The sequence below is a fragment of the Sandaracinus amylolyticus genome (genome assembly GCF_021631985.1).
Taxonomy (GTDB): Bacteria; Myxococcota_A; Polyangia; order Polyangiales; family Sandaracinaceae; genus Sandaracinus; species Sandaracinus amylolyticus_A.
The window spans coordinates 7,145,858-7,171,883 of sequence record NZ_CP070225.1 but is presented as its reverse complement, the minus strand read 5'-3'; the positions used below and the strand labels follow the sequence as shown (position 1 = coordinate 7,171,883).

The window sequence follows — 26,026 nt, the reverse complement described above, 5'->3', positions numbered from 1 at the left end:
AGCCATATTCCGGTATCTAGGGCTTTTGCTAGGTACGAGAATATCGTTCCGGTTCTCAGAGCGGACGACTCTGGTGCTCCTCTCAGCCCTTCTGTTTCGCGACAGCCCTCGCCGCGCGCTCGCCGCGCTCCCACAAGTCCTTTGCTGCACCCTCCACCGCTTCGCGCGGCCAGCCCGCCGCCTCGAGGGTCCGCGCGATTTCGGCGATCGTCGCGATCCGCTCCGAGACATCCACCCTCCGAAGAGACTTCTTCTTCGCGGCTCGGCCCGTCAGCCACTCTTTGACTCGGCCGACCAGTGATTTCGCCCCTTCCTCGAGCGACGTCTTCTGGAGTTGCTCGAGGAACGCGCCCAGGAGCGCGAGGAACCACTCGATGACGATGGGCGCGAGACCGGCGATTGCCGCGCCGGGCACGCCCGCAACCCGCACGTCGCCACCTTCGTCCATGTCGCCGTCGAGGACGAGCGCGACCACCTCGGCCTCGCTCTCCATCCCCGCGTCGTCGAAGAACCCCTCGAGCTCGGTCGTGAGCTCCGAACGAATCTCGGTGTCCAGCTCCATCATCGTCTCCCCCCTCGCCGTCTCCGCAGGACGACGCCTGCGGCCACGTGACCGATCATCGCGGCGAACGGCGCAGCGGTCGCGCCCCCCGTCGCGAACAACGCCGCGAACACGAGCGGCTGCTCGCTCTGCACGATCTGCTCGACGAACAGCCCGACGAATGTGCCCGCGCCGACGAGCCCGACGCACGCCACCATCGTCGCCGCGGCCGACGTGACCGTCGGGCTGGGTCGCGCTCGCAGCGCATCGAGCGCATGCCCCGCGACGCCGATCGCGACGAAGAAGCCCTCCAGGCCGCACACCACGATTCCGGCGATGATCGTCGCGACGAGCTGCGCGCCCAACCCGCTGCCCGGCGCCGCCAAGCTCCCGCCGGTCGTGAGCTGCAGCAGTCCCATCGACGCCGGCACCAGCACGACGGAGGGCGCGAGGAAGACGACGCACGATCTGATCGCCGCTCCGAGCGGCCGCACCCCGCTCGCATCGTGCGCCCTCCACCATCCGAACAGATATCCCGCAGCCGCGACCCCCACGACGATCGGCGCGTAGAGCCAAAGATCGTAGCCCTCGAGCGCCGCGTACCGCGCGAGGAACGTCGCCACCCACCAGCCCGTCACGATCGTCGCGGTCGTGGCGAGCCCGAGCTGCAGCTCGATCGAGCCCCCGATCTCGCCGCGGAGCGCGGGAAGCGTCGCGCGCCACGCGAGCGCCGGTTGGACGAGCGCGCGCCACGCGCGTTGCGACCACGGGAGCGCCTCTCGCTCGCGCGCTGCGAGGCGGTCGCGCAAGAACGCCTGCATCGACTCGGATGTGCCGAGCACGTCGGCGGCGAATGCGTCGGCCTGCAGCTCGCGCGCCTTCAGCAGCGCGCTCCAACACGCGAGCACTCCGAACGCACCGAGCGCGGTCTGAAGCACGAAGAACAGCAACGAGCCGATCGGGCGCGATGACGTGAGGAGTGGATACAGCGCGATGCGCAGCGAGAGCACCACCGCGCCGACCACTGCGAGCGCCCACTCGCACGCGAGCAGCCAGTGGAAGAGCTCGACGTCACGCGCCGCGACGTGGCCAGCCTCGTGGGCCATCGCCGCGCGCAGCTTGTCCTCGTCGCGCGCGAGCCCCGCCCAGAACGCGCTCGTCACGACGATGCACGGCTTGCCCGCGCCGAGCGTTCCCGAGCTCGCCGTCCACATGACCGATGCATCCGAAGGCCGCACGACGACGCGCGCGTTCTCGGCACCCGCGCGCTCCGCGACGAACGCCTCCCACTCCGCGAGCTTCTTGCGCAGCCGCTCGCTCGTTCGTGCGCGCGCGGCCTCGTCTCGCTCGCGCTCGCGCCGATGCTGCGCGCGCTGCCTCGCGAGCGCGACAGCGAGCACGGCGAAGAGCACGAGCAACGTCGTGGCGATCGGCAGCGGTGGCAGCCCTTCGATGATCGCCGTCCGCGGCCCGACCTCGGTCCTCTCCGCGAACGTATTTCCGACGAGCAGAGCGAGGAACGCGGTCGTGAGCGCCCAGTTCGTCCACGCGAGCGCGTAGAACGAAGTCAGCTCGCGGAAACGATTGACCTCGCCCGGCCCACGCGATCGCGAGCCACCCCCGTCCTCGTGCATCGCGCCCTCCGCGCCGTACGAAGTGCATGAAGACTACCTCGGCCGTGGAGCTCGACGCAGTCTCGGGAAACCCTCGGTCGCGCGGGGCGCGTCGGCCGCGCGAGCGCGACACCATCATCGACCGCCGCTGAGCGACGAGCCTCGCGCGCGGATGACGCCGACTCAGCTCACGTGAGACCGCGAGTCTCGCGCGGCCATTGAGATCCGACTCCAACCCGCGCCACGATGGCGGAGCGTGACCCTGAAACCAGTCGACGTGCGCGCTCGCCTCTTGGCCGCGCTCGAGGCCGATCTCGTCGGGCCCTTCGCGGCGGGCATTCCGGGCATCGATCCCGACGAAGCCTGGTCTTCCACCGAGACCCTCACGCTGCCGCCCTCGCGCTGGTACCTGACTGGCTTCCTCGCACCGCAGGGCGCGCGCGCGCCCGAGGTGGACGACCTCGAGTCGAACGGTGGTGAGCTCGGCGCCGGCAGCGAGAGCCAGGCGGAGGACGCGGGGAGCGAGGAGCCGGAGGCGAAGCGCCCGGTTCGCTTCCCGGCGTCGATGGGGCTCAGCGTGTACCTCCCGAAGGCTCCGTCGAGCGCACGGGACGCGCTCGAGGTCGAGGTCTGGTACGCGGACTACGACAAGATCGAGATCGCGACCGATCGCGAAGAGCGAAAGGACCGCGCGTGGACGCGCGTGCCGCATGGTCCAGTGCGCTTCCCGGTCCCGCTCGATCAGGCCGCGCTGACCGAGGGCGTTCCGGTGCCGGGCGCGGTGGGCCTCGAGATCCGCGGCGAGCTCCGCAGCACCGAGATGGACGGCCTCGGCGCGGGCGCGCGCGTGCTCAGTCTCTTCCTCGTCAACGGGCGCACGTGGACCGAGCAGGAGCGGGATCGCGCGTTCGTGTTCCAGGTGCGCCTCGCGCTGCGCTACGAGCCGGGGTTCCTGTGGCGCCCCAATCGCCGCGGTGAAGACGCGAAAGCCGACGACGATCAGCGCGTGCTCGCGCTGCTGTTCCGCGATCGCAAGGAGTGGGCGGTCGGGCACAACACGAGCGTCCTCGTCCCCGAGCCCGACGCCGACGGCCGCGTGCGTCGGCTCGTGACCACGCAGGTGCCTCGCTACGAGGTGCCGAACGTCGAGCACCGGAACCTGCCGGGCCTCGTCACCGCGATGGGCGAGCTCGGGAAGCTCGACGGCAAGGGCCTGGCGCGCGCGCTCGATCCGCTCGTCGAGAGCTACGGCCAGTGGCTCGACGAGCAGCGCTACGCGCGCCTCGACCGCGCCTCGCTCGAAGAGACGCGCGACGTGCTGGTGCGCCACGCGAAACGCGCGAGAGAGCGCATCGCCGAGGGCATCCAACTGCTGGTGCGCGACGACGTCGTGCGCGAGGCCTTCCAGCTCGCGAATCAGGCGATGCACATCGCGGCGGTGCAGGCCGATCGCGAGCGCGAGGACAAGCGCTACAAGGACGGCGCGTTGCCCGAGTGGAGGCCCTTCCAGCTCGCCTTCGTGCTGATGAACCTCCCGGCGATCGCGGACCCGGCGCACGACGATCGCAAGACTGCGGACCTGATCTACTTCCCGACCGGTGGCGGCAAGACCGAGGCGTACCTCGGCCTCATCGCGTTCACGCTGCTCCTGCGACGGCTGCGCGGGAAGTCGCGCCCCGACGAGGGCCGCGGCGTGTCGGTCATCCTGCGGTACACGCTGCGCCTCCTGACGCTCGATCAGCTCGGTCGCGCCGCGACGCTGATGTGCGCGCTCGAGGAGATGCGGTGGCGCGCGCCGAAGAAGCTCGGCAACGCGCGCTTCACGGTCGGGCTCTGGGTCGGTGCCTCGGCGACGGCGAATCGCCTCAAGGAAGTGCACGCCGCGCTGAACGACTTCAGCTCGGGCCGGCCGAGCTCGCCGTTCCCGCTGACACGCTGCCCCTGGTGCGAGACCGAGATCCGCATCGAGAACATCAAGCTCGTCGACGACGAGGGGAACGTCAGCAAGACGAAGTACACGCGCGCGGTCGTGTACTGCTCGGGCGAGCGCTGCCTGTTCACCGAGGCGAAGCGGCCCGGGCAAGGGCTGCCGGTCCTCTTCGTCGACGAGCAGATCTATCAGGAGCTGCCCGACTTCCTGATCGCGACGGTCGACAAGTTCGCGATGATGCCGTGGCTCGGCGAGGCGGGGATGCTCTTCGGACGCGCGACCCACCTCGACGCGCGGCGCGCGTACGGCGTGATGCACGACGCGCCGAAGGGGGCGACGGCGCTGCCGCTCGGCCTGCTGCCGCCCGAGCTGGTGGTGCAGGACGAGCTGCACCTCATCAGCGGTCCACTGGGCACGATGGTCGGGCTCTACGAGTCCGCGGTCGATTATCTCTCCGAGCGCAGCGTCGACGGGGCGCGCCGCGCGCCGAAGGTGGTGTGCTCGACCGCGACGGTGCGCCGCGCGAAGGAGCAGATCCAGGCGCTCTTCGGCCGCGAGATGGCGCTCTTCCCGCCGCGCGGGATCGACGAGGGCGACAACTTCTTCGCTCGCCTCGCACCGATCACGAAGGAGCGTCCGGGCCGCCTCTACGTGGGCGTGGGCGCGCCGGGGCGCGCGCTGCGCGCGGTGTCGGTGCGCACGTACGCCACGCTGCTCGCGGCGGCGCAGCGCAGCTTCGATCCCAAGGGGGCGCCCGAGCAGTCGGCCGACCCGTACATGACGCTCGTCGGCTACTTCAACAGCCTCCGCGAGCTCGGCGGCATGCGACGCCTCGTCGAGGACGAGGTGCGGAATCGCGTCCAGTACTTCGAGAACGACAAGCGACCGCACGACTTCGTGGGCGCGCATCCGTGGACTGGCTCGCGCAAGCTGCGCGAGCCCGCGGAGCTCACGTCGCGCGAAGACACCGAGCGGGTGAAGCAGACGAAGGCGCGCCTCGCGGTGCGCATCGCCGACGCGCGCCCCGGGCAGCAGGAGTCGCTCGATGTGGTGCTCGCGTCGAACATGATCTCGGTCGGCCTCGACGTGAACCGGCTCGGGCTGATGGTCGTGACCGGCCAACCCAAGACGACGAGCGAGTACATCCAGGCGACGAGCCGCGTCGGGCGCAGCTATCCGGGCCTCGTGGTCACCTGCCTCAACCTCGCGCGGCCGCGCGACCGCTCGCACTACGAGCGCTTCGTCGCCTACCACGAGAGCTTCTACCGCGAGGTCGAGGCGACGAGCGTGACGCCGTTCAGCCATCAGACGCTCGATCGCGGGCTCGTCGGCGCGATGATCGCGATGGTGAGGCACGGGGTCGACGGCATGGAGCCGCCGCTCGGCGCGATGAGCATCCACGACCAGCGCGCCGCCGCGGAGCAGGTGCTCGAGCGGCTCGTGCTGCGCGCCCGCAAGCACCGAGAGTGGTGGGACGACGACGCGGAGGAGCGCATCGCCGATCACGTGCGCAGGCGTGGCCGCAACTTCCTCGATGCGTGGGAGAACGTCGTGCGCGAAGCGCTGCGCGGCGGAGGCTCGCGGACCTACAGCCCGCTCGATCGGAAGACGCACCTCGGTCCGGCGCTGCTCTTCACCGCGACCGACGAGGCCCCACCCGATCCCGACGCGCAGCAGTTCGAGGCGGCGACGTCGATGCGCGACGTCGAGTCCACCGCGCACGTCTGGGTGCGCTTCAAGCAGCTCGACGAGCGCTGACCATGAGTCGACATCCCAAGGCATCGAAGCGCGATTCCCACGCTCCGCTCCGGCCCGACGGTCAGATCCGGCAGAGCCAGCTGGTGACCACGTTCGGCCCGGGCGCGATGGTCGATCTCGTCGATCGCGCGGTGGTGGTCGGAGGGCTCGAGCACTGGCACTGGGGCGACGTGAAGTGGACGCCGCTCGACGATCCTCGGCTGCGCCGCGCGTTGCTCCCGCGGCTCAAGGCGCTCGCTCCCGACCTCGATCTCGCGCCGACCGACTACTTCCGCACGCCACCCGAGTGCAGCCAGAAGTATCCGACGCTTTCGGCGGGCGTGCGCGCGCTCGAGTTCCCGCGGTGGCTCGTGTGTCAGCAGTGCCGGCGCCTCGGCCGCGCCGGTGACGTGTTCGAACCGACCAAGCGCGGCTATCGCCATCAGTGCGCGACGAACAAGCAGGGGCGCGCGATCCCGGTCCGCTTCGTCTCGGCGTGCCGCAAGGGGCACCTCTCGGACTTCCCGTGGCGAGCGTTCGCACATCACGAGCGCGAGGGTGGGATCTGCGATCGTCCCGAGCTCTATCTGCGCGAGGGCGCGACCGGTGATCTCGGGAAGATCAGAGTCGAGTGCGAGAGCTGCGGCTCGAAGATGGCGATGTCCGCCGCGCGCGGGTCGCTCTTCCGATGTGATGGCGACCGCCCGTGGCTCGGAGGCCGCGCGGTCAGCGAGAAGTGCGACCTGCACAGCGAGCTCCTCGTGCGCACCGCGTCGCACGCGTACTTCGCGCAGGTCGTGAGCGCGCTGCGCCTCCCTCCGGCGCAACCGAGCCTTGCGACGCGGCGGGTGCGCGAGCCCGAGGTGTGGAAGCTCGTGCAGAAGGTGAAGAACGTCGAGCAGCTGCAGATGCTCGCCGATCTCCAGGAGGTCGTCGCCGGCGCGCTCAAGGGGCTTGCGCTGCCCGAGGTGCTCGCAGCGATCGAGGCCGAGCGGAGCGACAAGGCGGAGGCGACCGAGCGTCCGCTCCGCTCGGTCGAGTTCGAGCGCATCGTGAGCGCGCCCGACGAGCAACCGGGCAACGAGCCCGAGGAGGGCGTCGAGTTCGCGGCGTACCGCGTGCCGCGCGCGCGTGTGGATCTTCCGCGGGTGGTGCGAGGCCTCATCGTGCTTCCGGAGCTGCGTGAGATCCGGGTGCAGGTGAGCTTCAGCCGCTTCGACTCGGTGAGCGCGAACCTGCAGGGCGAGTTCGACTTCGAGCGGGCGCGGCTCAAGCCCGCCGCGCTCACGCTGCCGGGCGGGAACCAGAAGTGGCTTCCCGCCGCGCAGGTGCGCGGGGAGGGGATCTTCGTGGAGCTCGACGAGGACGCGGTGCAGGCGTGGGAGAGGCGTCCTGCGGTCGTCGCGCGGGCCAATAAGCTGATGGACGCGCTCACGGCCGACGGCCGCGGCGATTTCGCCGGCGCGCGCTTCTACATGCTGCACTCGCTCGCGCATCTACTGCTGACGGCGATCAGCTTGGAGTGTGGCTACGCGGCGAGCGCGATCCGCGAGCGCATCTACTGCCAGGCGCCTGGCGTGCCCGGAGAGCCTGCGATGGCGGCGATCATGCTCAGCACCGGCACGACCGGGAGCGAAGGCACGCTCGGCGGGCTCGTGGAAGAGGGACGGCGTCTGAGGCACCACCTCCGCGAAGCGTGGGATCTCGGGCGCCTGTGCTCGAACGATCCGGTCTGCGCGGCGCACGATCCGTCGAGCCCCTCGAGCGATCGACGCACCGAGGGCGCCGCCTGTCATGGCTGCCTCTACATCGCCGAGTGCTCGTGCGAGCGGTTCAATCGGTTCCTCGATCGCGCGCTCGTCGTGCCGACGCTCGGGAACGATCCCGACCTCGCGTTCTTCAGGGACCGTCCGTGACCGATCACGAGCACGCGGATCTCTCGGAGGTCGCGACCTCGACGCTCGAGCGCCTCCGCGAGGCCATCACGTCGCGCAAGCTCGGGACGCCGATCACGCGATCGGCCCTGCTCGCCCACGGCATTCGTCATCAGCTCGACGCGCTCGAGGGCGCGCTCTCCGGGCACTCCGCGCTCGCGTGCCTCAGCGTGCTGGACGTCGCGCTCGCGGAGCGCCGGCGGGCGCGCCGTCCCGATGCCGAGCTCGTCTGGACCGGTCCCGAGCGCTCGAATGCAACGGCGCGCGACACCGCAGTCGTCCTGCGTGCGCTGTTCGAGAGCGCACGGCGTCAGGTGATCCTCGCGGGTTTCAGCTTCGAGAAGGGCGCGACCGTCCTCGAGCCGCTCCACCGTGTGATGCGCGAGCGTGCGATCGATGCACGCTTGTTCGTGCACGTCGAGCAGCTCCAGCACGCGGCCGATGACCCGGAAGCCCACGCTGCCGAGAGAATCGCGGCATTCCTTCACGCCGCTTGGCCGTTCGGGGCACCGCATCCCCGCGTCTACTACGACCGCCGCGCGCTCACGCCCGGTCCACCGTGGTCGAGCCTTCATGCGAAGTGCGTCGTCGTCGACGCCGAGCGTGCGTTCGTGACCAGCGCGAACTTCAGCCTGCGCGCTCAGGAGCACAACATCGAGGCAGGCGTCCTGCTCCACGACCCTGCATTCGCGAGACACCTCGCGCGCCAGTGGCTCGGTCTCGTCGAAGCGGGGCTCGTGGCGGAGGCGCAGTGATGCGCCGGGTCTGACGGCGCTGGTCCGATCTCGCGCCCGGGTGCGCGACGCGCGGACGCGTCGGCGCACTTTCCGCCGGACTTGACCCGCTCGGGGGATGGGCTCTCGTTCGCGCGTGGATTAGCCATTGCGTATGGCAATCCATCGACTGACGCGCGCAGTGCTCCTTGCAACGCTCGTCGCCTGTGACGGTCGGTCGGAATCCGCGCGGTCGGAGGGAACCGCCGGTGGCGAGGTCGAGGTGACGACTCGAACCGACACTGCATCTCGCGCGAGCGTGCCAGTTCTCGACTACGAAGGACCGACACCGGGCAGCAGCCCCCGGACGATCCCCGACGTCTCGGTCGTGACCGCGCGTGTGAGCCTTCCGATCCAGGCGATTCGCGACCACGCGAACGCGACTCCGACGCGTCTCGCGAGGGGATCGCGCGGTGGATTTCCGAGCTGGAGCTACGAAGTCGACCGTGGGCCGATCTCGGTCGCCGGTGCGTCCGGACCTCTCGTCTGGAGCCTTCCGGCGCATCTCCACGGTTCGGCAGACTTGGCGGGTGACTGTCACGCCGACGTCGTCGTCACGATCTCGACGGCGCTCTCGATCGCAGAGGACTGGCGTGTGGTCGGCAGCTCGACCCCCGGCGCGATCAGATGGAACCAACGCTGCCGCATCATCTTCGGCAGGATCGACATCACGCCTCGGATCGAGCCTCACGTGCGTGCGGCGCAGCAGCGCACCGCCGCCGCCATCGACAGCGCGATCGCGAGCCAGAGCATCGAGCCTGTCGTCGCGCAGCTGTGGACGACGCTGCATCAGCCGGTTGCGGTCGGCGGCTGGACGCTCCTCCTGCGCCCGGATGCCGTGGGCGTCTCCGACGTCTCGGCAGAAGGCGACTTCATTCACGCGAACGTATCGGTCACCGTCCGCCCCCTGCTCTCGCGGCACGCCTCGCCGACGACTCCCACCATCGCTGCATTGCCGCCGAACACTCCCATCGCGCCACGACCGTCGTTCGACGTGTTCGCAGATCTCGAGCTTCCCCTCGCGGACCTCGCGGAGCGCGCGACTCAGGTGGCCCGCCAGGCGCGTGCCGACTGGGACGTCTCGGGTGTCGACATGCGCGGTGGGGCGGACGCGATCTGGTTCGGCGTTCGTGTGTCGAGACCGTTCTCAGGCACTCTGTGGATCGGCGCGCAGCTCGAGTACGTCGAGGCGACTCGGCGAATCGAATGCACGCACGCCGAAGTGATGCCCGAGACGGAGGCTGTGCTCCGCACGATGGGCGTGGACGTGGCGCGGCTCGCCGATGCGCTCGTCGGCGTCGGAGTTCCAGTCGGCGACCAACTCGATCACTTCACCACCGAGTACGCGGCCGGGGTCGCTCAGGATCTCGCGCTCGGGCCGGCTCTGACGACTCGGATCGTGCCGGGTCCGATTCGCGCGGCGGACGTCTTCAACACGCCCGAGGCGCTCGGGCTGACGCTCGCCGTGCCGGGAACGATCACCGTCGTGACGCCCTGATCGCGGGCGGAGTCCCCGGACTCGGGATCCCCCGGGTGGGTGGCGACGGCGCAGCTCGCCGCCGCGTAGGGTCGCAGTCGCTACGGGAGCGGAACGTGATGCATGTCTGGACGAATCGCAGTGCCATCCTGGCCGTCGTCGTCGTGTGTTTCGCGCTGCTCTCCGCGCGACCGCGCACTGCCCGAGCCGTCGACGTGGAGGTCGAAGAGATCTCGGCGCGCGACGGGATCTACACAGCACGGCTCAGGAGCTCGACCGAGGTCCTCGAGGCCGCGATCCGCGCCGGTGTGGACGCCGAGCTCCGGAGAGCCGTTCCCGCGCTCTACCAGACGTACGATCTCGGCCTGCTGCGGTATCGAGACACGCAAACGAGCGTCTCGTCTCTCGTCCTGTCTCCGCGCCCGGATCCTCACGAGGTCCAGATCGCCATGGTCATCGAGCTCCACGCTCGACGAGATCGGCGCGATCTGCTGACCGGGCGGATCCGCGACGAAGGACCGGAGCGTGTCGCCTCGATCGCCACGGTGCTCGTCGCGCGCGCCGAGGTCGTCGATGGTTCGATCGTCGTGACGGTCCGCCACGAGCGCAGCGAGCCGACGATCCAACTACAGGCGCTCCGTGGCACGCGCGTTCCGATCGCCGTCTCGCGCGAGCTCGGTCGTCGGACCGTCGAGATCGCAACGCTCGCAGAGTACGGCGTGATGCCGAGCGACGTGCGGCTCGTCGCGCTCGACGGGCACGCCGCGACGTTCGACGTCGATGTCGTTCCACAGGTCGCACCGGAAGCCGAAGAGCGAGGAGAGTGATCGTGCGTGTGACTCGAAGCTCGATCGTCGCGGCAGTGCTGACGATCCTCGCGCTCCCGCAGAGCGCTCGAGCAGCGTGCTCGTTCGACGACGTCGCGCGCTTCGTGCCCGGCAACACGACGATGGTCGTGAGGGTCGACCTTCGCGCTCTCCCGGACATACCAGCGCCGCTCGAGCTCGCCGAAGTACTGCGAGAGCAGGGCGCGTCGCTCGACGGCATCGCCACCGAACGAGTGCGCCGGATCACGCACCTCGCAGACGTCGTGTACACCGTCCGCGTTCCTCGTGGTCAGCTCGTGGTCGTTCCGTTGCACGGCGATCCGACGGCCGAGGACTCCGACGCGCTCGCCGAGAATCCCCAGGCTGCGCTTCGCAGCGTCGGAGCGTGCCACGTGCTGCTCTACTCCGCGTCGTCGGAGCTGCTCGGCGACGCTGCAACCGCTCGCGCCACGCCTCCTGCCTGGCTATCGCAGGCGCGACGGTTCGAGTCCTCGCACCCGCACTGGGCGGCCGCCCTGTTGAACGACGCCGCGCGCGAGAGGATCGCGCGGCTCGTCAGCGACGTGCTCGCGCCCAGCGCGCTCGCCGACGTCGTCCAGGTCGAGGCGGCCTATTCGCACGCATCGCGGGTCGGCCGCGCCCGAATCGTATGCAGTCGACCGGGCGCCTCGCAGATGGCCGCAGCCGTGCTGCGCACCCTCCTTTCGGAGCGCTTCCGCCCCTCAATCCGCCCAACGCCGAACACCGTCGAGATCGAGGTGCAGGGTGTCGATGCCGCACAAATCCTGGATCTGCTGGAAACCTGGCGCTGAGGCGCTCTGCGCACTCCTGCTCAGCGCCGCCGGCTGCGCGCCGGCGGGCGAGCCGGAGGTGCTCGCGGGCAGCTTCCGCGCGACCGCCGTAGACACGTCGGGATCGGCTGCGGTCGCCGTGGGCAGCGTGGGCTCGGTGGCCACCTTCGACGGTGCTCGCTGGTCGGTCGAGACCGATCCCGCGTTGACCTTCGCGTCGAGCGGCGTGAGCACGTCGGCGTCGGGGCCCACGTGGGCGTTCGGTCCTTACGGGTCGGTCGTGGTGAGCGCCGGCGGCGCCTGGCGCCAGCACGTGCTGGAGGGCTCGCCTCGAGGGCACGAGATCCAAAGCGGCGACTTCGACGAGCACGGCCGCTTCGGCTGCTTGATCGGACGCGGGGCGCCGCGCGCGCTTTGGTGCGGCGACGGCGCGCTTCGCGAGCGTCGCGACTGCCTGTACGACTCGTTCTCTCCGAGAGCTGTGGTCTCGACGTCCGAGTCGGAGCTCCGCGTGTGGCTCGGCGACGATCGCGGGCGCACTCGCATCGTCACTGCGGAGGGTTGCGCGCGCGGGCCCGACCTGTCGCTCCCCGTTCAGGCGCTCGCGTGGACGGAGGGGACGCTGAGGGCGGTCGCCGGACATCGCATCCACCGCCTCCTAGGCGATCGCTGGGAGCGGCTCGAGGGCGTGGGAGACGTCGCGTGGTCGCGCGCGCGCGGCTCGCGCGGCGTGTTCCTCTACGCGAGCTCGACGTGTGAGCTCCTCGTCGAGCGCGACGACTCGCTCGCGCGCGCGCGGCTCGTCTTCCCTGCGGGCGCACCGACGGACCTCGCGTGCAGCGACGCCGCGCTCGCGGGGGCGGACCGAGCGTGGGTGATCGCGGACCGGCGAATCTGGTCGGCCCCGCTCCCGTCGTCGGCCCCGCGCGCGCCGGTGGTCTGGGGCGCGGCAGATCAGGCCGTGTCGCCTGTCGCGGCGAGCGTCGACGTCGAGCCTGCGCCCGGTCTCGATGGGACCGGCCCGCTCGGTGATCGATACTTCCTCGCCGAGCTCGACGGTCAGTGGTTCACGAGCTGCCTGCGCCCGGGCTGCGGCGTGCATCGAACGTCCGGCTCGACGTGGGAGCGACACGCGCAGGCGGGATGGCCGACCGGACGAGTCGCGGCGCTCGAGGGCACCGGGGACCTCCTCGTTGCGGTCGACACGCTCGGCAGTGTGTGGTCGTGCGACCGCGCCGACGCACCGTGTCGCGTTCTCGATCGTCCATTCGGGGAAACGCGCGCCGACGGCCCGGTCGTCGCGTTCGATCGCGTGCGCGCACAGCTCTGGCTCTACGCGCCCTCGGGAGGGCGATGGCGTGAGCTAGGCGTGGACGCGCGCACGCTCGCGGTGTTCGCGGACAATCCGCTCGAGGGCATCGACGACGTCATCGCCGCCGCCGCGCACGACGGCGACGTGAAGCTCGTCGACGGCGAGGATCGGCTCGTGTCACGCGCGTCACAGGGAACGCCGCACCAGGAGCTCGGCCTCGATGCCCGGACGCTCTGGGTCGGCGCGAACGGGCGATGGTGCGCCGGGGGCTCGACCGCGAGTCGCGGCGGCCTTCCGGCGGTGGTCTGCTGTGACGACGCCGGGTGCGGGCGGCCGCTCGAGATCAATGCCCCCACTGCGTCCGGAGTCTCCCAAGTGATCGGTGAGGATGGAACCGATCGGCTCCTGGTCCGTGTCGACGGCGCGAATCGACGGAGCTCGGTCTGGCAATCGCACGACTTCGCACGCGCCGGAACACGATGGGAGCGCGTCGAGCCCGCGGACCTGACCGCGTCCTGTCAGCGCCTCGCACGACTGCCGGGCCGCACCTCCTCGATCGCCAATCTCGCGCGCCCCGACCTCCTGTGCATCGGAGCGGACGCGGTGATGATCCGCATTCCGCTCGCGGCGAGCATCAGTGCGAGGCTGCAGCAGCGTCTGCAGCTCGCCGGCGTCGCGCTGCTTCTCGTCGTTGCGGTATTCGTGACGTGGGTGCTCACGCGGCGCTGGGTGCTGCTCCGGCGGCTGCGAGCAGAGCTGCGCGTCGCGCTGAACGACATCGAAGACGCGCCGCTGCGCGATATCGCGAAGAGCTATCTCGGAGCGCCCGTCGAGCCTGGTGAGGCGCGCTCCGACTTGATCGATCGGATCGTCGCGCACGCGAACAACATCGATCGCGCGCTCGAGCTCGTGGTCGCTGCGATCACGAAAGCGTCCGACGCGGTCGCGAAGAGGCTCGGTGAGCGCGCCAAGCGACTCTCCGGACTGGAGAAGATCGTCGGCGAAAATCAGGCGTTCCTCGACGTGGTGGCCTTTCGCCGCGGGATGTTCGAAGCGGAGCAGCGCGTCTGTCAGATCCGATTCAACGGGGGCGCGGTCGGCACGGGCTTCCTGGTCGGCCCCGATCTCGTGCTCACGAACTGGCACGTCATCGACGATCACCGAGCCTATTCCCGCTCGATCAAGCTGGTGTTCGACTACAAGCTCGACGAGCACGGAACACAGATCGTCGCCCCCGTCGTCGCGTCCCTCGCTCGCGAAGACTGGTGCGTCGACGAGTCTCCGAGCCATCCGAGCGACGAGCAGCCGGACGATGCGCCGGGACGCATCGAGCCGAGCACGGCCGAGCTGGACTTCGCGCTTCTCCGCATCGAACAGCGGCTGGGTGATACCCGCGGCTATTTCGCGCTGAGTGAGGACGAATATCCGTTCGAGCTCACGCCCGGTCTCGCGATCCTGCAACACCCGCGCGGCAAGACGATGAAGGTCGCATTCGGCGTCACGACGCGCGGTGTCGTGAACCCGCCGAAGACGCGCGTGCGACACGACATTCCCACCGAGCCGGGCGCGTCGGGCGCACCGATCACGAGCCTCTCGCACTGGACGCTCGTGGCGCTCCACCACGGTGCCGACACGGCCGATCCGGCCAAGTTCAACCGCGGAATCCCGATCTCGCGGATCGCGCAGCGCCCCAAGGTGCGCGCGGCGCTCTGTGGTCCCGCCAATCGACCTCCACAAGACGACGACGCCCTGCCGTCCGATTCCATAGGAGAGCTGAGCCCATGACCCATCCGCTCGTTCATCTCGACTCGAACGACGTCGTGCTCGACGATCTCCCCGACGACGTGCGCGCAGATTTCGCCAGCCGCGCGAAGTGGATGCAGTCGCTCACACCGGATTCCGGCGGGCTCGAGTCGCTCGTCGCCGACCTGCAGGGCTGGCAGCCCGGCCAGACCGTGCGTGTCGCGTTCCTCGGAGGATCCCTCGACCTGCACGAGAAGATCGAGCTCGTGACGCGCGATATCACCAGCGCGTGCAACATCGATCTCGACTTCGGGCGCGATCCCGCGACCGGTCGATATCGACGTTGGTCGGAGTCCGACATCGACCATGCTGCCGACATCCGAGTCTCCTTCGACCAAGGCGGATACTGGTCTCTGGTCGGCACGGACAGCGTGGACACCCGCATCGGGCGCGCCGGCGGTCCGGTGGGAGGTGGTCCGGGGCAGCGAAGCCTGAACCTCGGAGGCTTCGCCGAGGGCTTGCCGCCGGGATGGCGAGGGACCGTGCTCCACGAGTTCCTGCATGCGCTCGCGTTCCATCACGAGCACCAGAATCCCGAGGGGCCCTGCCAAGCGGAGTTCCGCTGGGAGGACGACCCGGGATACGCGGAGAAGAAAGACGCGCGAGGCGCCTACGTGACCGACGACGCCGGACGTCGCCCCGGGATCTATCGATATCTGTCCGGATATCCGAACCGCTGGTCGCAAGCGAAGGTGGATCACAACCTCCGCGCGCCATCGAACGCCAGCGAGCTCACGGGTTCGAGATTCGATCCCGAGTCCGTGATGCTCTATCGATTCGCCTCTCTGTTCTACAAGACCCACCCGAGCCCGTGCGCGCCCGCGGGAGACGGACAGCATCTGTCGCGTGGCGATGTCGAGGCGCTCCAGCGTCTCTATCCATACGAGGCCACGAACGGCCTGCAGGTGCTGACGACGCGCCGCGCGAAGCTGGCGGAGCGGCTCGAGCTGGACGCGCGCGCCTCGAGCGGTCTCGAGGGCTCGCACAACCACCCTGCACACGCGCTGGAGCGCATTCGAGCCCGTGATGCACGGTGACGCGCGGGGCGCCGCTCTCGCGTGCCTCGTCGGGTGGCTCTCGGGGTGTGGTGCCGCCCGCGACCCCACCCCGCTCGAGCCCGTCGACTCGGACACCGGGGACGAGCTACTCGACGACGACGTCGTCGTCACGACACCCACGTTCGCGTGCGAGCCCGCGCCGCTCGCGTACCAGGTCGCGATTCCCGCGCTCCCCACGGCGGCGTCGGGCACGCCGAGCGATCCACCCCCGACCGATTTCGCCATCTCGATCCCGGTCTCCATCCCGGCGTCGGCCGCCACCGAGGCTGCGGCGCGCACTCCGATCGCGTATGGCGGTGGAGGATGGGAGTCGACGGACGACGGGATTCAGTTCCAGTTCGGCGCTTCGCGTGGGCCGATTGGCATCCTCGCGCCCCGAGCCGGATACACGCTCGCGCTGCATTCGGAGATCACGTATTGGGCACGCGCGCGACACTCGGGCACCGCGCCCGGTGTGTTGATCCTGACGTGCGGATCGAATCGACGAGTCGATGTCGCGGCGGATGTGCGCGGGAGTTGGCAGCCGGACTGGTCTCTCCAGCTCTCGGCGAGTCTGCGCGACCCTGTGCACATCGTCGGTTGCGACCCGCACCTCGAGAACGAAGGCTGGCTCACCGCCGCGTGTGTCGCGGGCTCGATCTTGACCTTCGGCGCGGGGGCGGCGCCCTTCTGCGCCGCGATCCCGACCGTTCCGCGGCTTTTCACCCCCGCCGCGCGGCGGGGCCTGGATCGCGCGCTGGCCCGGGCGCTCGAGCAGGGTGTCGAGCGAGCCAACGACGCGGTTCGCGAGCGGGCTGCTGTGCGCGACCACGTCGAGCCGTTCTGGCAGAGCCTGGTGCGGCCGAGGCAGCTCGAGCTCGTGGACGGCGCTGCGTGGCTGCGCGTCGTGCCGACCTCAGTCGCGGCCGCCGATCCCTGGCTCGAGGATGGCGCGATCCGCAGTCGGATCGCGATCACGGGCCGGGCTCAATGGTCGAGCGCCGAGCCCAGCGCAACGCCCGAGCCGCCGATTCCACTGCTGCAGCGTCTCGAGCCTGGCGCAAGTGAAGCGCTGTCCATCGCGGCGGCTCAGCTGCTACCGTGGAATGTCCTCACACGCGAAGCGAATCGCGTGCTCGCTGGTCAGCGCTTTCCGCCCTCCGGAACGCCGTTCGCGTGTGCCGCGAGGGTCGTGGTCGCCAACGACGGCTCGGCCGTTGCGGTGCAGCTCGACCTCGGTGGGACGATCTCCGGACGCGTGATCGTGCTCGGGGATCTCGACTACGACCCCGCGGCGCGCGAGGTGCGACTCACGAACCTCCGCTTCCGCGACGACTCAGCCGCGCAGATCCGCCGCGCGGCTGGGCAGGTCGACCCCGACGCGCTCCTGGTGGGCCTCGTGCCCTCGCTGAGATGGCCCGTCGGCGCGCATCTCGATCGCATCACGCGATCGATCGAAGTCGCCTTCGAGAGCGCCTCGTCGGATGCCGTGCACGTCGACGTGTCGCTCGATCCCATTCGCGTCGACGACCTCGCAGTCTCCGACGCCGGCATCCACGTGCGTGCGTCCATCCTCGGGCACGCCGACGTCGCTGTGGTCTCGCTGTGAAGTTTCTGCGAACGACCGTCGTGCTCGTCTGCGCAGCCGTCGTGTGGCTCGTGGCGGCCGAGGCGCGGGCCCAGACCACGACGGTCGCGGTGGAGCGCTCGACGACAGAACGCGACGTGGCGAACGCTACTCGCGAAGCGGTGCTCGACGCCGCGAGCTGGCTGGACGATCCGATCACGATCGGCGACGTCCGGTACGACCAGCTCGTGCTCGAGGTGGCCTCGATCGACGCTGCTCCGAGTGGCGCGGGCGTGGCCCTCACGATCCACTTCGTGCTCGTCGGCCGGCGGCGAGTGGTTGTCGGGGACGCGACGACCGACGACGGGCGCGGTGCGGTCGCGCGGCTCGACGTCGCGGTGGCCCTCGCGTTCGTCCGCACCGAGGACGCGATCAGGGTGACGGCGCGCGCCGGCGAGGGGCGGCTCGTGTTCGAGCACTCCGAGCTGCGCGACATGCTCGGGAGCGCTCGCGCTCGATTCGATCGCGAGGTGCTCACGAGGGGCGTCCAGCCGCGCGGCGATCTCGCTGGTGTCGCCGTGGACCGAGCACCGATCTCGGCGCGCGTCGGAGCGGACTTCGTCGAGCTCGTGTTCTAGCGGTCGCCCGTTCGACGCAATCGTCACCGTGGATGCGCGAGCTGACCCGTTCGTGGGATGGATGCGATAAGGGTGGTCATCGATCATCCGATGCATGGCTCGTCATGGCGACGCTGCGTCCGGAGCGCTGCCGCGCGCGGACGCTGCGGCGGTGACGCGTGCGCCCGCTCGGCGCGCGTTGACACGCCGGAGAGCCCTCGGCGACGCTCGCGTCGTGAGCCGGCGATGGCGCCGCTCGCATGCGGTCGACGTGCACTCCACCCACGCGGCTCAGACACTCCCGGAGCTCGGCCAACGATTCGAGGTTCGTGGGCTGCTCGGCGCCGGCGCATCGGGGACGGTATGGGCGGCACGTGACCGCGACCTCGGCGCGGACGTCGCGCTGAAGCTCCTGGCACAACGCAGCGCCGACGAGGCGCGCGCATTGAAGCGAGAGTTCCGACTGCTGCGACACTTGCGGCATCGCGGGCTCGTCCAGTTCTACGAGCTGCTCGAGGTCGAAGGGCGCCTCGTCCTATCGATGGAGATCGTGGACGCGTCGTCGTCCGACGCCGTCGAGCTCGTCGGCGCCACCGACCTCGTTCGACAGGTGTTCGAGGCGCTCGCCGCGCTGCACACCGCCGGCGTCGTCCACGGCGACGTGAAGCCCTCGAACGTCCTCGTCGACCGCGCCGGACGAGCCGTGCTGCTCGACTTCGGGCTCGCGACGTCGACCGGCGCGGGCACGGTCGGGCGGCGCTTCGCGGGCACGCTGCACTACGCAGCTCCGGAGACGGTGTACAGGGCTCGGCGTGACGCCGCGTCGGACGTGTTCTCCGCCGCAGCGACTGCGATCGAGCTCTTGGCCGGGCGGCGGTTTGCGCGGCCGTGGGCCATGACGGCATCGGAGCGGCCCGCGCCTTCGTGGTCGAGGTATCTCCGCGCTCCGATCTCGGACGATCTCCAGAGGCTCCTGTCGCTCGCGCTCCTGCCCGATGCGACGCGGCGGCCCTCCGCGGACGAGCTCGCGCGAGCGCTCGGTGGGAGCACGCGCGAGCCTTCGACGGCACGTGTCGTCGGGCGCGATGCCGAGATCGACTCGCTCGCCGCACGCATCGCGACCGGGCAGCAGCGATTCGCAGTCGTGCACGTCTGCGGTCCCGCGGGGATCGGGAAGACAGCCGTCGTCCGCGCGGCTGTTTCGATGGCCCGTGACGCGCTCGGCGCCCGGCTCCTCGCGAGCCGCTGCGACCCGATCGAGTCGCTCCGCTTCCAGGCTCTCGACGGCGTGGTCGACGCGATGGCCGACGATCCCGCGTTCCCCGAGATCCTGGGCTCGCTCCCGCCGGCGCAGCGGACCGCGCTGCTGCACGCGTTCCCCGCACTGGTCGCCCACGTCGAGCCGCCTCCCGCAGTGCCGGTCGAGATCGGCGCGCTCGTCGGCGCCGTGCGCGGAGCCCTGCGTGGGCTCGGCGAGCGAGCGCCGACGATCTTGTGGATCGACGATGCGCACGCGATCGACGCGGACTCCGCGACGATCCTCGCGCAGTGCATCCGCGACGAGCCGGAGCGCACTGCGGTCGTGCTCACATACCGAGCGCACGAGGGCCCCTTGCTGAGCGCGCTCGATCGGAGCGCGCTGGGTGACGGCGTGCAGCTCGGGCCGCTGCCGCGAGCGATCACGTGCGAGCTCGCGAGCGCGCACGGAGCGGGCGCGCGCACCGAGTCGATCGCCGACCAGAGCGAAGGCAACGCGTACCTCACGATCGAGCTCGCTCGCGAGGTGCTGGCCGCGAGCGGCGGTGATGGGGCGCTCGATGCGACGGCGCGGGATGTGTTGCTGCAGATCGCGGTCTGCGGAGCACCCGTTCCCGCGCACGTGATCCTCGCGGCCAGCGGGCACGAGGACCGTGCGCGCGCTCTGTTCGGGCTCTGCCGCTCCGGAGCGCTCGACGCGGTTCGGCGCTCGGACGCTCCGGCGCTCTCGTTCTCACAAGAGAGCATGCGACAGCGGATCACCGCTGCAGCCACACAGAACGACGTGCGACGCGCGTCCGCCTCGGTCGCGAGGGCATGGGCGGATACCGGCCGCGCGGAGCCTGCGGTGCTCGCGCGCCTGTACGAGACTGCGCACGACTGGGCCGCAGCGCACGAGCGCGCGCTCGAGGCTGCGCTGCGCGCCGAGCGAGGCCTCGCATTCGGTCAGGCGGCGGACATGTACGAGCTCGCCGTGCGCGCCGACGACACTGCGTTCGCGCGCGTCGTGGACGCATGGGTGCGCTGCCTGTCGCTCGCGGGTCGCCCGACGCGCGCAGTGGAGCTGTGCTTGCGCGCGAGCGAGGAGCTCGGCGTCGAGGGCGCAGATCGCTTTCGCGCCGCGGCAGCGAACCTGCTCCTCTCGAGCGGAGACCTCGAGCGCGCGTTTCCACTGATCGACCGGGCGCTGTCGTCGCTGGGCATGCGCCGCCCGAGCGGCGCGGTCGGCGCTGCGTTGGGGTTCTTCCGTGAGCGCGCCTCGCTGGCCCTCTCGTCCGGACTGCCGCGGCGGGCGCCGATCGACGCGCATCGTCTCGAGCAGGGCTGTGACACGCTCGCGTCCCTCTCGAGCATCTACGGGATCGTCGACACGGTCACGGGCGCGACGTTCCAGTCGCGGATGCTGCGCTGGGCTCGTGAGCTCGGTCCGGGGCCGCAGCTCCTTCGCGCGACCGCCAACGAGCTCGTCTACACGGGCGTGATGCGGGGCACGCGGGCGCCGGCACGTCTGCGCGTCGACGCCGAGCTGCGAGCGCTCGAGGACGCCGTCGACGATCCCGAGGCGCGCGCGTATGTGCTCGCCGCGCGCGGCTACGAGGCGTTCATGACCGCGCGCTTCGCGGAGGCCCGCCCGCTCCTCTCGAGCGCGGCGCTCGCGTACGAACGACTCGGCGGCGCGCGTTGGCCCCTGTCGCTCGCCCGCGCGCACGTCTGTCTCGCCGATGCCTGGCTCGATCGCCTGGACGTGTTGGAGCGCGAGCTCCCCGACGTGCAGGAGACGCTGCACGTCGTCGGTGATCGTCTGATCGGTGCGCTGCTCGAGGTCGGCGCTGGATATCTGCTCGAGCTCGCGCGGAATCGTCCCGAGGCCGCTCTGGAGCGCCTGGAGCGGGCGATGTCGCCCTGGAATGGAGTGCGCCCTCCGGCGCTCGAGTACCTCTACCTTCGCGCTCGCGTGCAGATCGATCTCTGCGCGGGACGTCACGATCGCTTCGAGGAGTACTTCGCTCGTTTCGACCGCTCGCGTTGGGCCGTCGGTGCGCAGGCCAATCGGATCGAGCTGGCTTGGTTCCACGGTCTCATCGCGCATGCGCGACGCCGTGACCACATCGTCCGCACATCGATCGCGAAGCTCGATCGCGAGCGCACCGATTGGGCTTCTGCGCTGGGGCTGGTGCTGCGCGCGAACCTGGCTCGCGCAGCGCGCGACGAGCGAGCGTCGGCGCTCTCGGATCGAGCGGCGCACGCGCTCGAGCAGAGTGGGCTGCTCACGTACGCGAGGCTCTGGCGAGAAGCGGGATGCGACGGAGATGGGGCGATCGTGAATCCGTTCTGCAGATTGGTTTCGCCGACACGTTCGGCCTGAGAGGGGGAGAGTCGGATGAGCTCTGACCGAGTGCTGCAATTCCACATCGGCGATGACGCGTTCGATCTGAAGCTGCCGGACGCGAGCGGCGGTCTCGCGATGTTCAATGTACCGGAGCACCCAGACTGGGGCTTGCTCGACGCGCTCCTCCAAAAGGCCGGCGTGGCCACCTCGGACCCGTTCGAGCGGCGCGTGGCATTCGTCTCGCTGCTCGCGAATCTCGACGAGGGCTCCTGGGCGCTCGCGTCGGAGCTCATCGCGCTCTCCACCGGTCGGGTCGCCAATGCGCTGTTGAATCCGCCGCCCGGTGAGCGGGACTCGCGCTGGCACGAAGAATACGCGTCGCGCGTGATCGCGCGGCCGATCGCGATGCTCGCGCTGCATGCGTACGTCGGCTCGCACGCGGGCGTGTACCCCGACGATCGGACGGCGCTCCTCGCGTTCACGCGGTCGATGTGGTTCACCAATCGCGCGAATCCCCTGCCGTCGTTCGCCGACGCGGAGCAGCAGTCGAAGTCGTGGGCCCGCGCCGGGATGCACGAGGGCTACGCCGAGTGGGCGAAGCACGCGCGCCTGGTCGATCCAGCGTATCCCATCGAGGTGCCGGCACCGCGGCGCCCCGCGCTCGCCGAGCTCCTGTTCGACGGACTCTCGCCGCACGATCCCGATCAGGACGTGATCGACATCGACTGGCGAGCTCTTCAAGGGAGTTCGGCGGGCTACTTCGCCCCTTCGGTACGCATCGAGCTCACCGGAGACCCGTCGGCGCGCACGGTGAAGGCAATCTCGGTCGCGTTCCACGGCACCCAACATCAACGCTACGAGCCGAGCGCCGGAGCAGCGTGGCAGTACGCGGAGCATTGCGCGCGGACCGCGCTCCTGCTCGACGGGCAGCTCCGCGGGCACCTCGGCCGTGGTCACGTCGTGACCGAGGTCTATCGGCGCGCCGTCGACGCCATGTTCGAAGGGGACGCGCAGAGCCCCGTCTTCTCGCTCCTCAGACCCTTCCTTCGCTCCGTCGTCGAGATCGACGACCTCGGTGTCCCGCTCGTGTTCGGCGAAGGCAGCATCCTGGCGGTCACGAGCGGTCTCGCGGCCGAAGCGTTCGGCACTGTCTTGACCGAGGTGCTGGAACGGAACGCGTGGAGCACGTGGGTCCCTCCCACGCCGCATCCGTCGAGCCGGTATCGACGGGCCGGCGCCGCGTTCGCGCGCGGTGTCGACGCGTTCCTCGAGGCCTGGTTCGAGGCCAACGACGCCGCGATCCGCGCGCACTGGGGGGAGATCGAGCGGTTCCACGCTGCCATCGGGCACGCGCGGCGCGCGCCCGCCGGTAGACCCTGGAGCGCGGGCCCCGTCCCCCCGATTGCGAGGGTCGACGACCTGCGCAAGCTCGTTCACCACGCCATCTATCACGCGACGTTCTTCCATACCTGGGCGAACGATCAGCAGTGGGACGTCGGAGGCGACCCCGCGTTCGCGGCATTCGCGCTGCGCGCGAAGTCGCCGCCCGAGCCCGAGTACGCCGACTGGCTCGAGCGAGCAGCGCCGGAGCGTGGTGATGCGCTCATGCAGTGTCTGCTCGCCGACGTCCTGTCGAATACGAAGTACGGACGCTGGGTCGATATCGACGCCAATCCCGAGCGCTACGTCCGACGGAGCCCGGACGACCCTGCGGTGCTCGACGAGGCGGATCACGCGATCCTGGTCACGCTGATGACGCATCTCCAGGACGAGGAGGCCGCGCTCGGAGCGGCCGACTTCGAGCTGAAGCGGCTGCGGTTGTGGGTGGCGATCTGATGTGGCCCCCGAGCGTGAGCCCTGCGCTGCAGTGGCTCTGGGACCGTTGCGTCCCGTCGGACACGCCGATGCCGCAGCCCGGTGACGAGGCATATCAGGACCAGACGAACGCTCACCGCCTCGGAATCGTGTTCCGACACCGCGGCGATCTACGTCCGGAGGGATATCCGCGCGTCTTCCACTCGCAGGGCGCGTATGCGCTCGTGTCATGGACTCCGCGCGTCGCTCTGGGAGGCCCGCTCGCGCGCCCGCAGATCGCCCTCGCGCGCTTCTCGAACACGCCCGAGCCGCGGATGCTGCAGGTGGAGTGCGGGCGCACGCCACTCAACGACTACCTCATCGGCGTCGCGCTGAAGTTCTTCGACGACGGAGCGCCGGAGGGCGCGCGCAGCGTCGCGAATCTTCTCTTCGTCACCGATCCCGACGGCATGCAGGCGCCCGAGTTCTTCCAACCCGCCACGCGGCTCTCGACGCGCTCGGGGCGAGTGGACCCCGATACGAAATCGGTGCTGCGGCCGGTGCTCGAGCTCGCGTTCCAGGAGGCAGTCGATCTCCTTCGCAAGAACGGGTTCGAGCATCCGCCTGCGATCGACGAGCTGCCGGTTGCGCCTCTCGTCGGGCAGGACCTTCGCGCTCGCGCGCTCGAGCTCGTTCCGCGCGTGCAGGTCTCGCTGCCCGGAGGGTCCGACTTCCTGCGGACGCTCACCGATCATCCGACGCTCTGTCCGGGGGCCACGCTCTACGACGTCGCTGCGCTCGACGAATCGGGCGAGCGAACCTTGATCGCGGTGATCTCGCTGAGCACGCGGTTCCGGATCTCGATCGCGGGCGACGAGCTGTTGTTCTTCCCTCACGCGAGCTCGAGCGATCCGCCCGTCGCCGACGCCGATCTCGCTCCCGCCGGGTTCGTCGACGCGAAGCTCCGTGAGCGTGCCGAGGAGACCGACGACGAAGGCGAGCGGGCGCGCGCGCGGGCCCTGATCATGCTCGCGACCGGGCACTCGATCGATCTCGTGGCGCGCTCGACTGGAGAATCACGCGACTCGGTGCGAGCGCTCCGCGACGACTACGCCGCGCGGGGTCTGGATGCGCTCCGCAAGCCGCCGTGACTCCGCTCTCACGGTGACGCGGAGTATCCTCGTCGCCGATGACCCTCGACGTTCATCGCGAGCGCGACTTCTATCGGAAGCTCCTGGAGCTGGGCTCACACGATGCGCCCGAGCCGATGCTTCGGAGCGCGCTCGCCGTTCTCCTCGAGGTCACGGGCGCGCGCGAGGCCTACATCGAGCTCCGCGGCGAGGACGACGACAGGGCGCGTTGGTGGGTGTCGGAGGGCTGCGACACCGTGAGGATCGACGAGATCCGCGGCACGTTCTCACGTGGGATCGTCGCGGAGGCGATCGCGACGGGCGAGCTGATCCTCACGCCCTCGGCGATGCACGACGATCGGTTCTCGGCGCTCGGGAGCGTGCGTGAGCACGAGATCGAGGCCGTCCTCTGCGCGCCGATCGGTCGCGAGCGACCGGTCGGTGTGGTCTACCTCCAGGGGCAGCGCGAGGGCGCGTCGTCGGGGCTCGACGATTCGGCGACCGGCGAGCACGTGATGTTCTTCGCGCAGGCGCTCGCGCCGATCGCCGAGCTGCTCTTGCATCGCAACTCGAGCGAGCTTCCGGACGTGACGCACGAGAGCGCGTTCTCCGGGATCGTGTCCCGGAGTCCGCTCGTGCGGCGGATCGTGGAACAGCTCCGACTCGTGGCTCCGCTCGACGTGCACGTGCTGCTCACGGGCCAATCGGGTACCGGCAAGACGCTGTTCGCGAACGCGATCCACGCCGCGAGCAACCGCCGGCACCGACCTTTCGTCGAGATCAACTGCGCCGCGATCCCCGAGTCGTTGCTCGAGAACGAGCTCTTCGGCGCCGACCCGGGCGCGCATTCCGCCGTGCCTCGCGGAGGCGTTCGCGGGAAGGTGGAGGCGGCGGAGGGAGGAACGTTGTTCCTCGACGAGATCGGCGAGCTGGCGCTCTCGTCGCAGGCGAAGCTCCTGCAGCTGCTGCAGGACCGCACCTACTATCGATTGGGATCGACGAACGCGCGACGCGCCGACGTCAGGATCATCGCGGCGACGAACGTGGCATTGCCCACCGCCGTCGCACAGCGGCGATTTCGTGAGGACCTGTTCTATCGTCTCAAGGTCTTCGAGGCGCGCATACCGTCCCTTGCGGAGCGGATCGAGGATGTGATCCCACTGGCCGTTCACTTCTGTCGGTCCGCCGCGCGACGCCACGAGCTCGAGGTATCGCGGCTCTCACCCGAGGTCCTGCGCACGCTCGCCGCGCTCGAGTGGCCGGGAAACGTTCGTGAGCTCGCGAATCGCATCGAATCGGCGGTGCTTCACGCGCACATGCGAGGGGTCGGCCGCGTGGAGGTCCGTGACCTCTTCCCGACGAATGATGCCGTCCCGGGGCAGGACGAGACGCTCACGCTGCAGGAAGCGACGCGCCGGTTCCAGCGTGCTCACGTGCTAGCCATCCTGGAATCGACCGACTGGAACATCACCGAGACCGCTCGCCAGCTCGATGTCGCTCGCTCGTACGTCTACACGCTCATTCGAGTTCATGGCCTGCACCGCGAGACTTGAACGA

General features: G+C 70.0%; 16 protein-coding genes and 1 pseudogene. 15 read left to right on the top strand and 2 right to left on the bottom strand.

Going from position 1 to position 26,026, the window contains the following annotated elements; translation table 11 throughout:
• Positions 1–82: 82 nt before the first annotated feature.
• Entirely contained in the window at positions 83–565 is a 483-nt protein-coding gene (locus I5071_RS30400; RefSeq protein WP_236516761.1) for a hypothetical protein, read from the bottom strand.
• A complete protein-coding gene (locus I5071_RS30395; protein ID WP_236516760.1) occupies positions 562–2,175 on the bottom strand; it encodes a M48 family metalloprotease in 1,614 nt (537 codons plus the stop codon). The genes I5071_RS30400 and I5071_RS30395 overlap by 4 nt, the downstream gene beginning before the upstream one ends.
• A 235-nt stretch (positions 2,176–2,410) precedes the next feature.
• On the opposite strand from I5071_RS30395, the gene drmA reads away from it, so the two are divergent.
• From drmA to I5071_RS30320, 15 genes and pseudogenes are all read left to right on the top strand, one after another.
• The gene (gene drmA / locus I5071_RS30390; protein ID WP_236516759.1) at positions 2,411–5,842 is read left to right on the top strand and encodes a DISARM system helicase DrmA; all 3,432 of its coding nucleotides are present in this window, start codon (positions 2,411–2,413) and stop codon (positions 5,840–5,842) included.
• A gap of 2 nt (positions 5,843–5,844) precedes the next feature.
• Positions 5,845–7,737 (top strand): DUF1998 domain-containing protein, encoded by a 1,893-nt coding sequence (gene drmB / locus I5071_RS30385; RefSeq protein WP_236516758.1) that lies wholly within the window; start codon positions 5,845–5,847, stop codon positions 7,735–7,737.
• On the top strand, positions 7,734–8,510 hold the full coding sequence (drmC, locus tag I5071_RS30380) for a DISARM system phospholipase D-like protein DrmC (protein WP_236516757.1): 777 nt from the start codon (positions 7,734–7,736) through the stop codon (positions 8,508–8,510). The genes drmB and drmC overlap by 4 nt, the downstream gene beginning before the upstream one ends.
• A 133-nt stretch (positions 8,511–8,643) precedes the next feature.
• On the top strand, positions 8,644–10,026 hold the full coding sequence (locus I5071_RS30375; RefSeq protein WP_236516756.1) for a DUF4403 family protein: 1,383 nt from the start codon (positions 8,644–8,646) through the stop codon (positions 10,024–10,026).
• Positions 10,027–10,124: 98 nt separating this feature from the next.
• Complete coding sequence (locus I5071_RS30370) at positions 10,125–10,832, top strand: hypothetical protein (protein ID WP_236516755.1); 708 nt, start codon at positions 10,125–10,127, stop codon at positions 10,830–10,832.
• 2 nt (positions 10,833–10,834) lie between these two features.
• Entirely contained in the window at positions 10,835–11,644 is an 810-nt protein-coding gene (locus I5071_RS30365) for a hypothetical protein (RefSeq protein ID WP_236516754.1), read from the top strand.
• Positions 11,604–14,720, top strand: a complete 3,117-nt coding sequence (locus I5071_RS30360; protein WP_236607696.1) for a trypsin-like serine peptidase — start codon at positions 11,604–11,606, stop codon at positions 14,718–14,720. The genes I5071_RS30365 and I5071_RS30360 overlap by 41 nt, the downstream gene beginning before the upstream one ends.
• Entirely contained in the window at positions 14,717–15,775 is a 1,059-nt protein-coding gene (locus tag I5071_RS30355) for a hypothetical protein (RefSeq protein WP_236516753.1), read from the top strand. The genes I5071_RS30360 and I5071_RS30355 overlap by 4 nt, the downstream gene beginning before the upstream one ends.
• 475 nt (positions 15,776–16,250) lie before the next feature.
• Complete coding sequence (locus I5071_RS30350) at positions 16,251–17,384, top strand: DUF4403 family protein (protein ID WP_236516752.1); 1,134 nt, start codon at positions 16,251–16,253, stop codon at positions 17,382–17,384.
• Positions 17,381–17,980: a hypothetical protein gene (locus tag I5071_RS30345; protein ID WP_236516751.1), complete on the top strand. Its 600-nt coding sequence runs from the start codon at positions 17,381–17,383 to the stop codon at positions 17,978–17,980. The genes I5071_RS30350 and I5071_RS30345 overlap by 4 nt, the downstream gene beginning before the upstream one ends.
• Positions 17,981–18,074: 94 nt before the next feature.
• Complete coding sequence (locus I5071_RS30340; RefSeq protein ID WP_236516750.1) at positions 18,075–21,581, top strand: serine/threonine-protein kinase; 3,507 nt, start codon at positions 18,075–18,077, stop codon at positions 21,579–21,581.
• Between the two features lie 15 nt (positions 21,582–21,596).
• The gene (locus tag I5071_RS30335; protein WP_236516749.1) at positions 21,597–23,381 is read left to right on the top strand and encodes a hypothetical protein; all 1,785 of its coding nucleotides are present in this window, start codon (positions 21,597–21,599) and stop codon (positions 23,379–23,381) included.
• A 14-nt stretch (positions 23,382–23,395) separates the two neighbouring features.
• Positions 23,396–24,490: a hypothetical protein gene (locus I5071_RS30330; protein ID WP_236516748.1), complete on the top strand. Its 1,095-nt coding sequence runs from the start codon at positions 23,396–23,398 to the stop codon at positions 24,488–24,490.
• Positions 24,491–24,528: 38 nt separating this feature from the next.
• Positions 24,529–24,933: pseudogene (locus I5071_RS30325) on the top strand (GAF domain-containing protein); the annotation flags it as partial.
• 51 nt (positions 24,934–24,984) lie between these two features.
• Positions 24,985–26,022, top strand: coding sequence for a sigma-54 interaction domain-containing protein (locus tag I5071_RS30320; protein ID WP_236607695.1), 1,038 nt, complete (start codon positions 24,985–24,987; stop codon positions 26,020–26,022).
• Positions 26,023–26,026 lie beyond the last annotated feature (4 nt).

Excerpts from the sequence above, each read along its gene's own strand:
- I5071_RS30400 (WP_236516761.1), bottom strand. The coding sequence starts at position 565 with ATGATGGAGCTGGACACCGAGATTCGTTCGGAGCTCACGACCGAGCTC.
- I5071_RS30395 (WP_236516760.1), bottom strand. The coding sequence starts at position 2,175 with ATGCACGAGGACGGGGGTGGCTCGCGATCGCGTGGGCCGGGCGAGGTC.
- drmB (WP_236516758.1), top strand. The coding sequence starts at position 5,845 with ATGAGTCGACATCCCAAGGCATCGAAGCGCGATTCCCACGCTCCGCTC.
- I5071_RS30375 (WP_236516756.1), top strand. The coding sequence starts at position 8,644 with ATGGCAATCCATCGACTGACGCGCGCAGTGCTCCTTGCAACGCTCGTC.
- I5071_RS30370 (WP_236516755.1), top strand. The coding sequence starts at position 10,125 with ATGCATGTCTGGACGAATCGCAGTGCCATCCTGGCCGTCGTCGTCGTG.
- I5071_RS30360 (WP_236607696.1), top strand. The coding sequence starts at position 11,604 with ATGCCGCACAAATCCTGGATCTGCTGGAAACCTGGCGCTGAGGCGCTC.
- I5071_RS30355 (WP_236516753.1), top strand. The coding sequence starts at position 14,717 with ATGACCCATCCGCTCGTTCATCTCGACTCGAACGACGTCGTGCTCGAC.
- I5071_RS30340 (WP_236516750.1), top strand. The coding sequence starts at position 18,075 with ATGGCTCGTCATGGCGACGCTGCGTCCGGAGCGCTGCCGCGCGCGGAC.
- I5071_RS30335 (WP_236516749.1), top strand. The coding sequence starts at position 21,597 with ATGAGCTCTGACCGAGTGCTGCAATTCCACATCGGCGATGACGCGTTC.
- I5071_RS30320 (WP_236607695.1), top strand. The coding sequence starts at position 24,985 with ATGTTCTTCGCGCAGGCGCTCGCGCCGATCGCCGAGCTGCTCTTGCAT.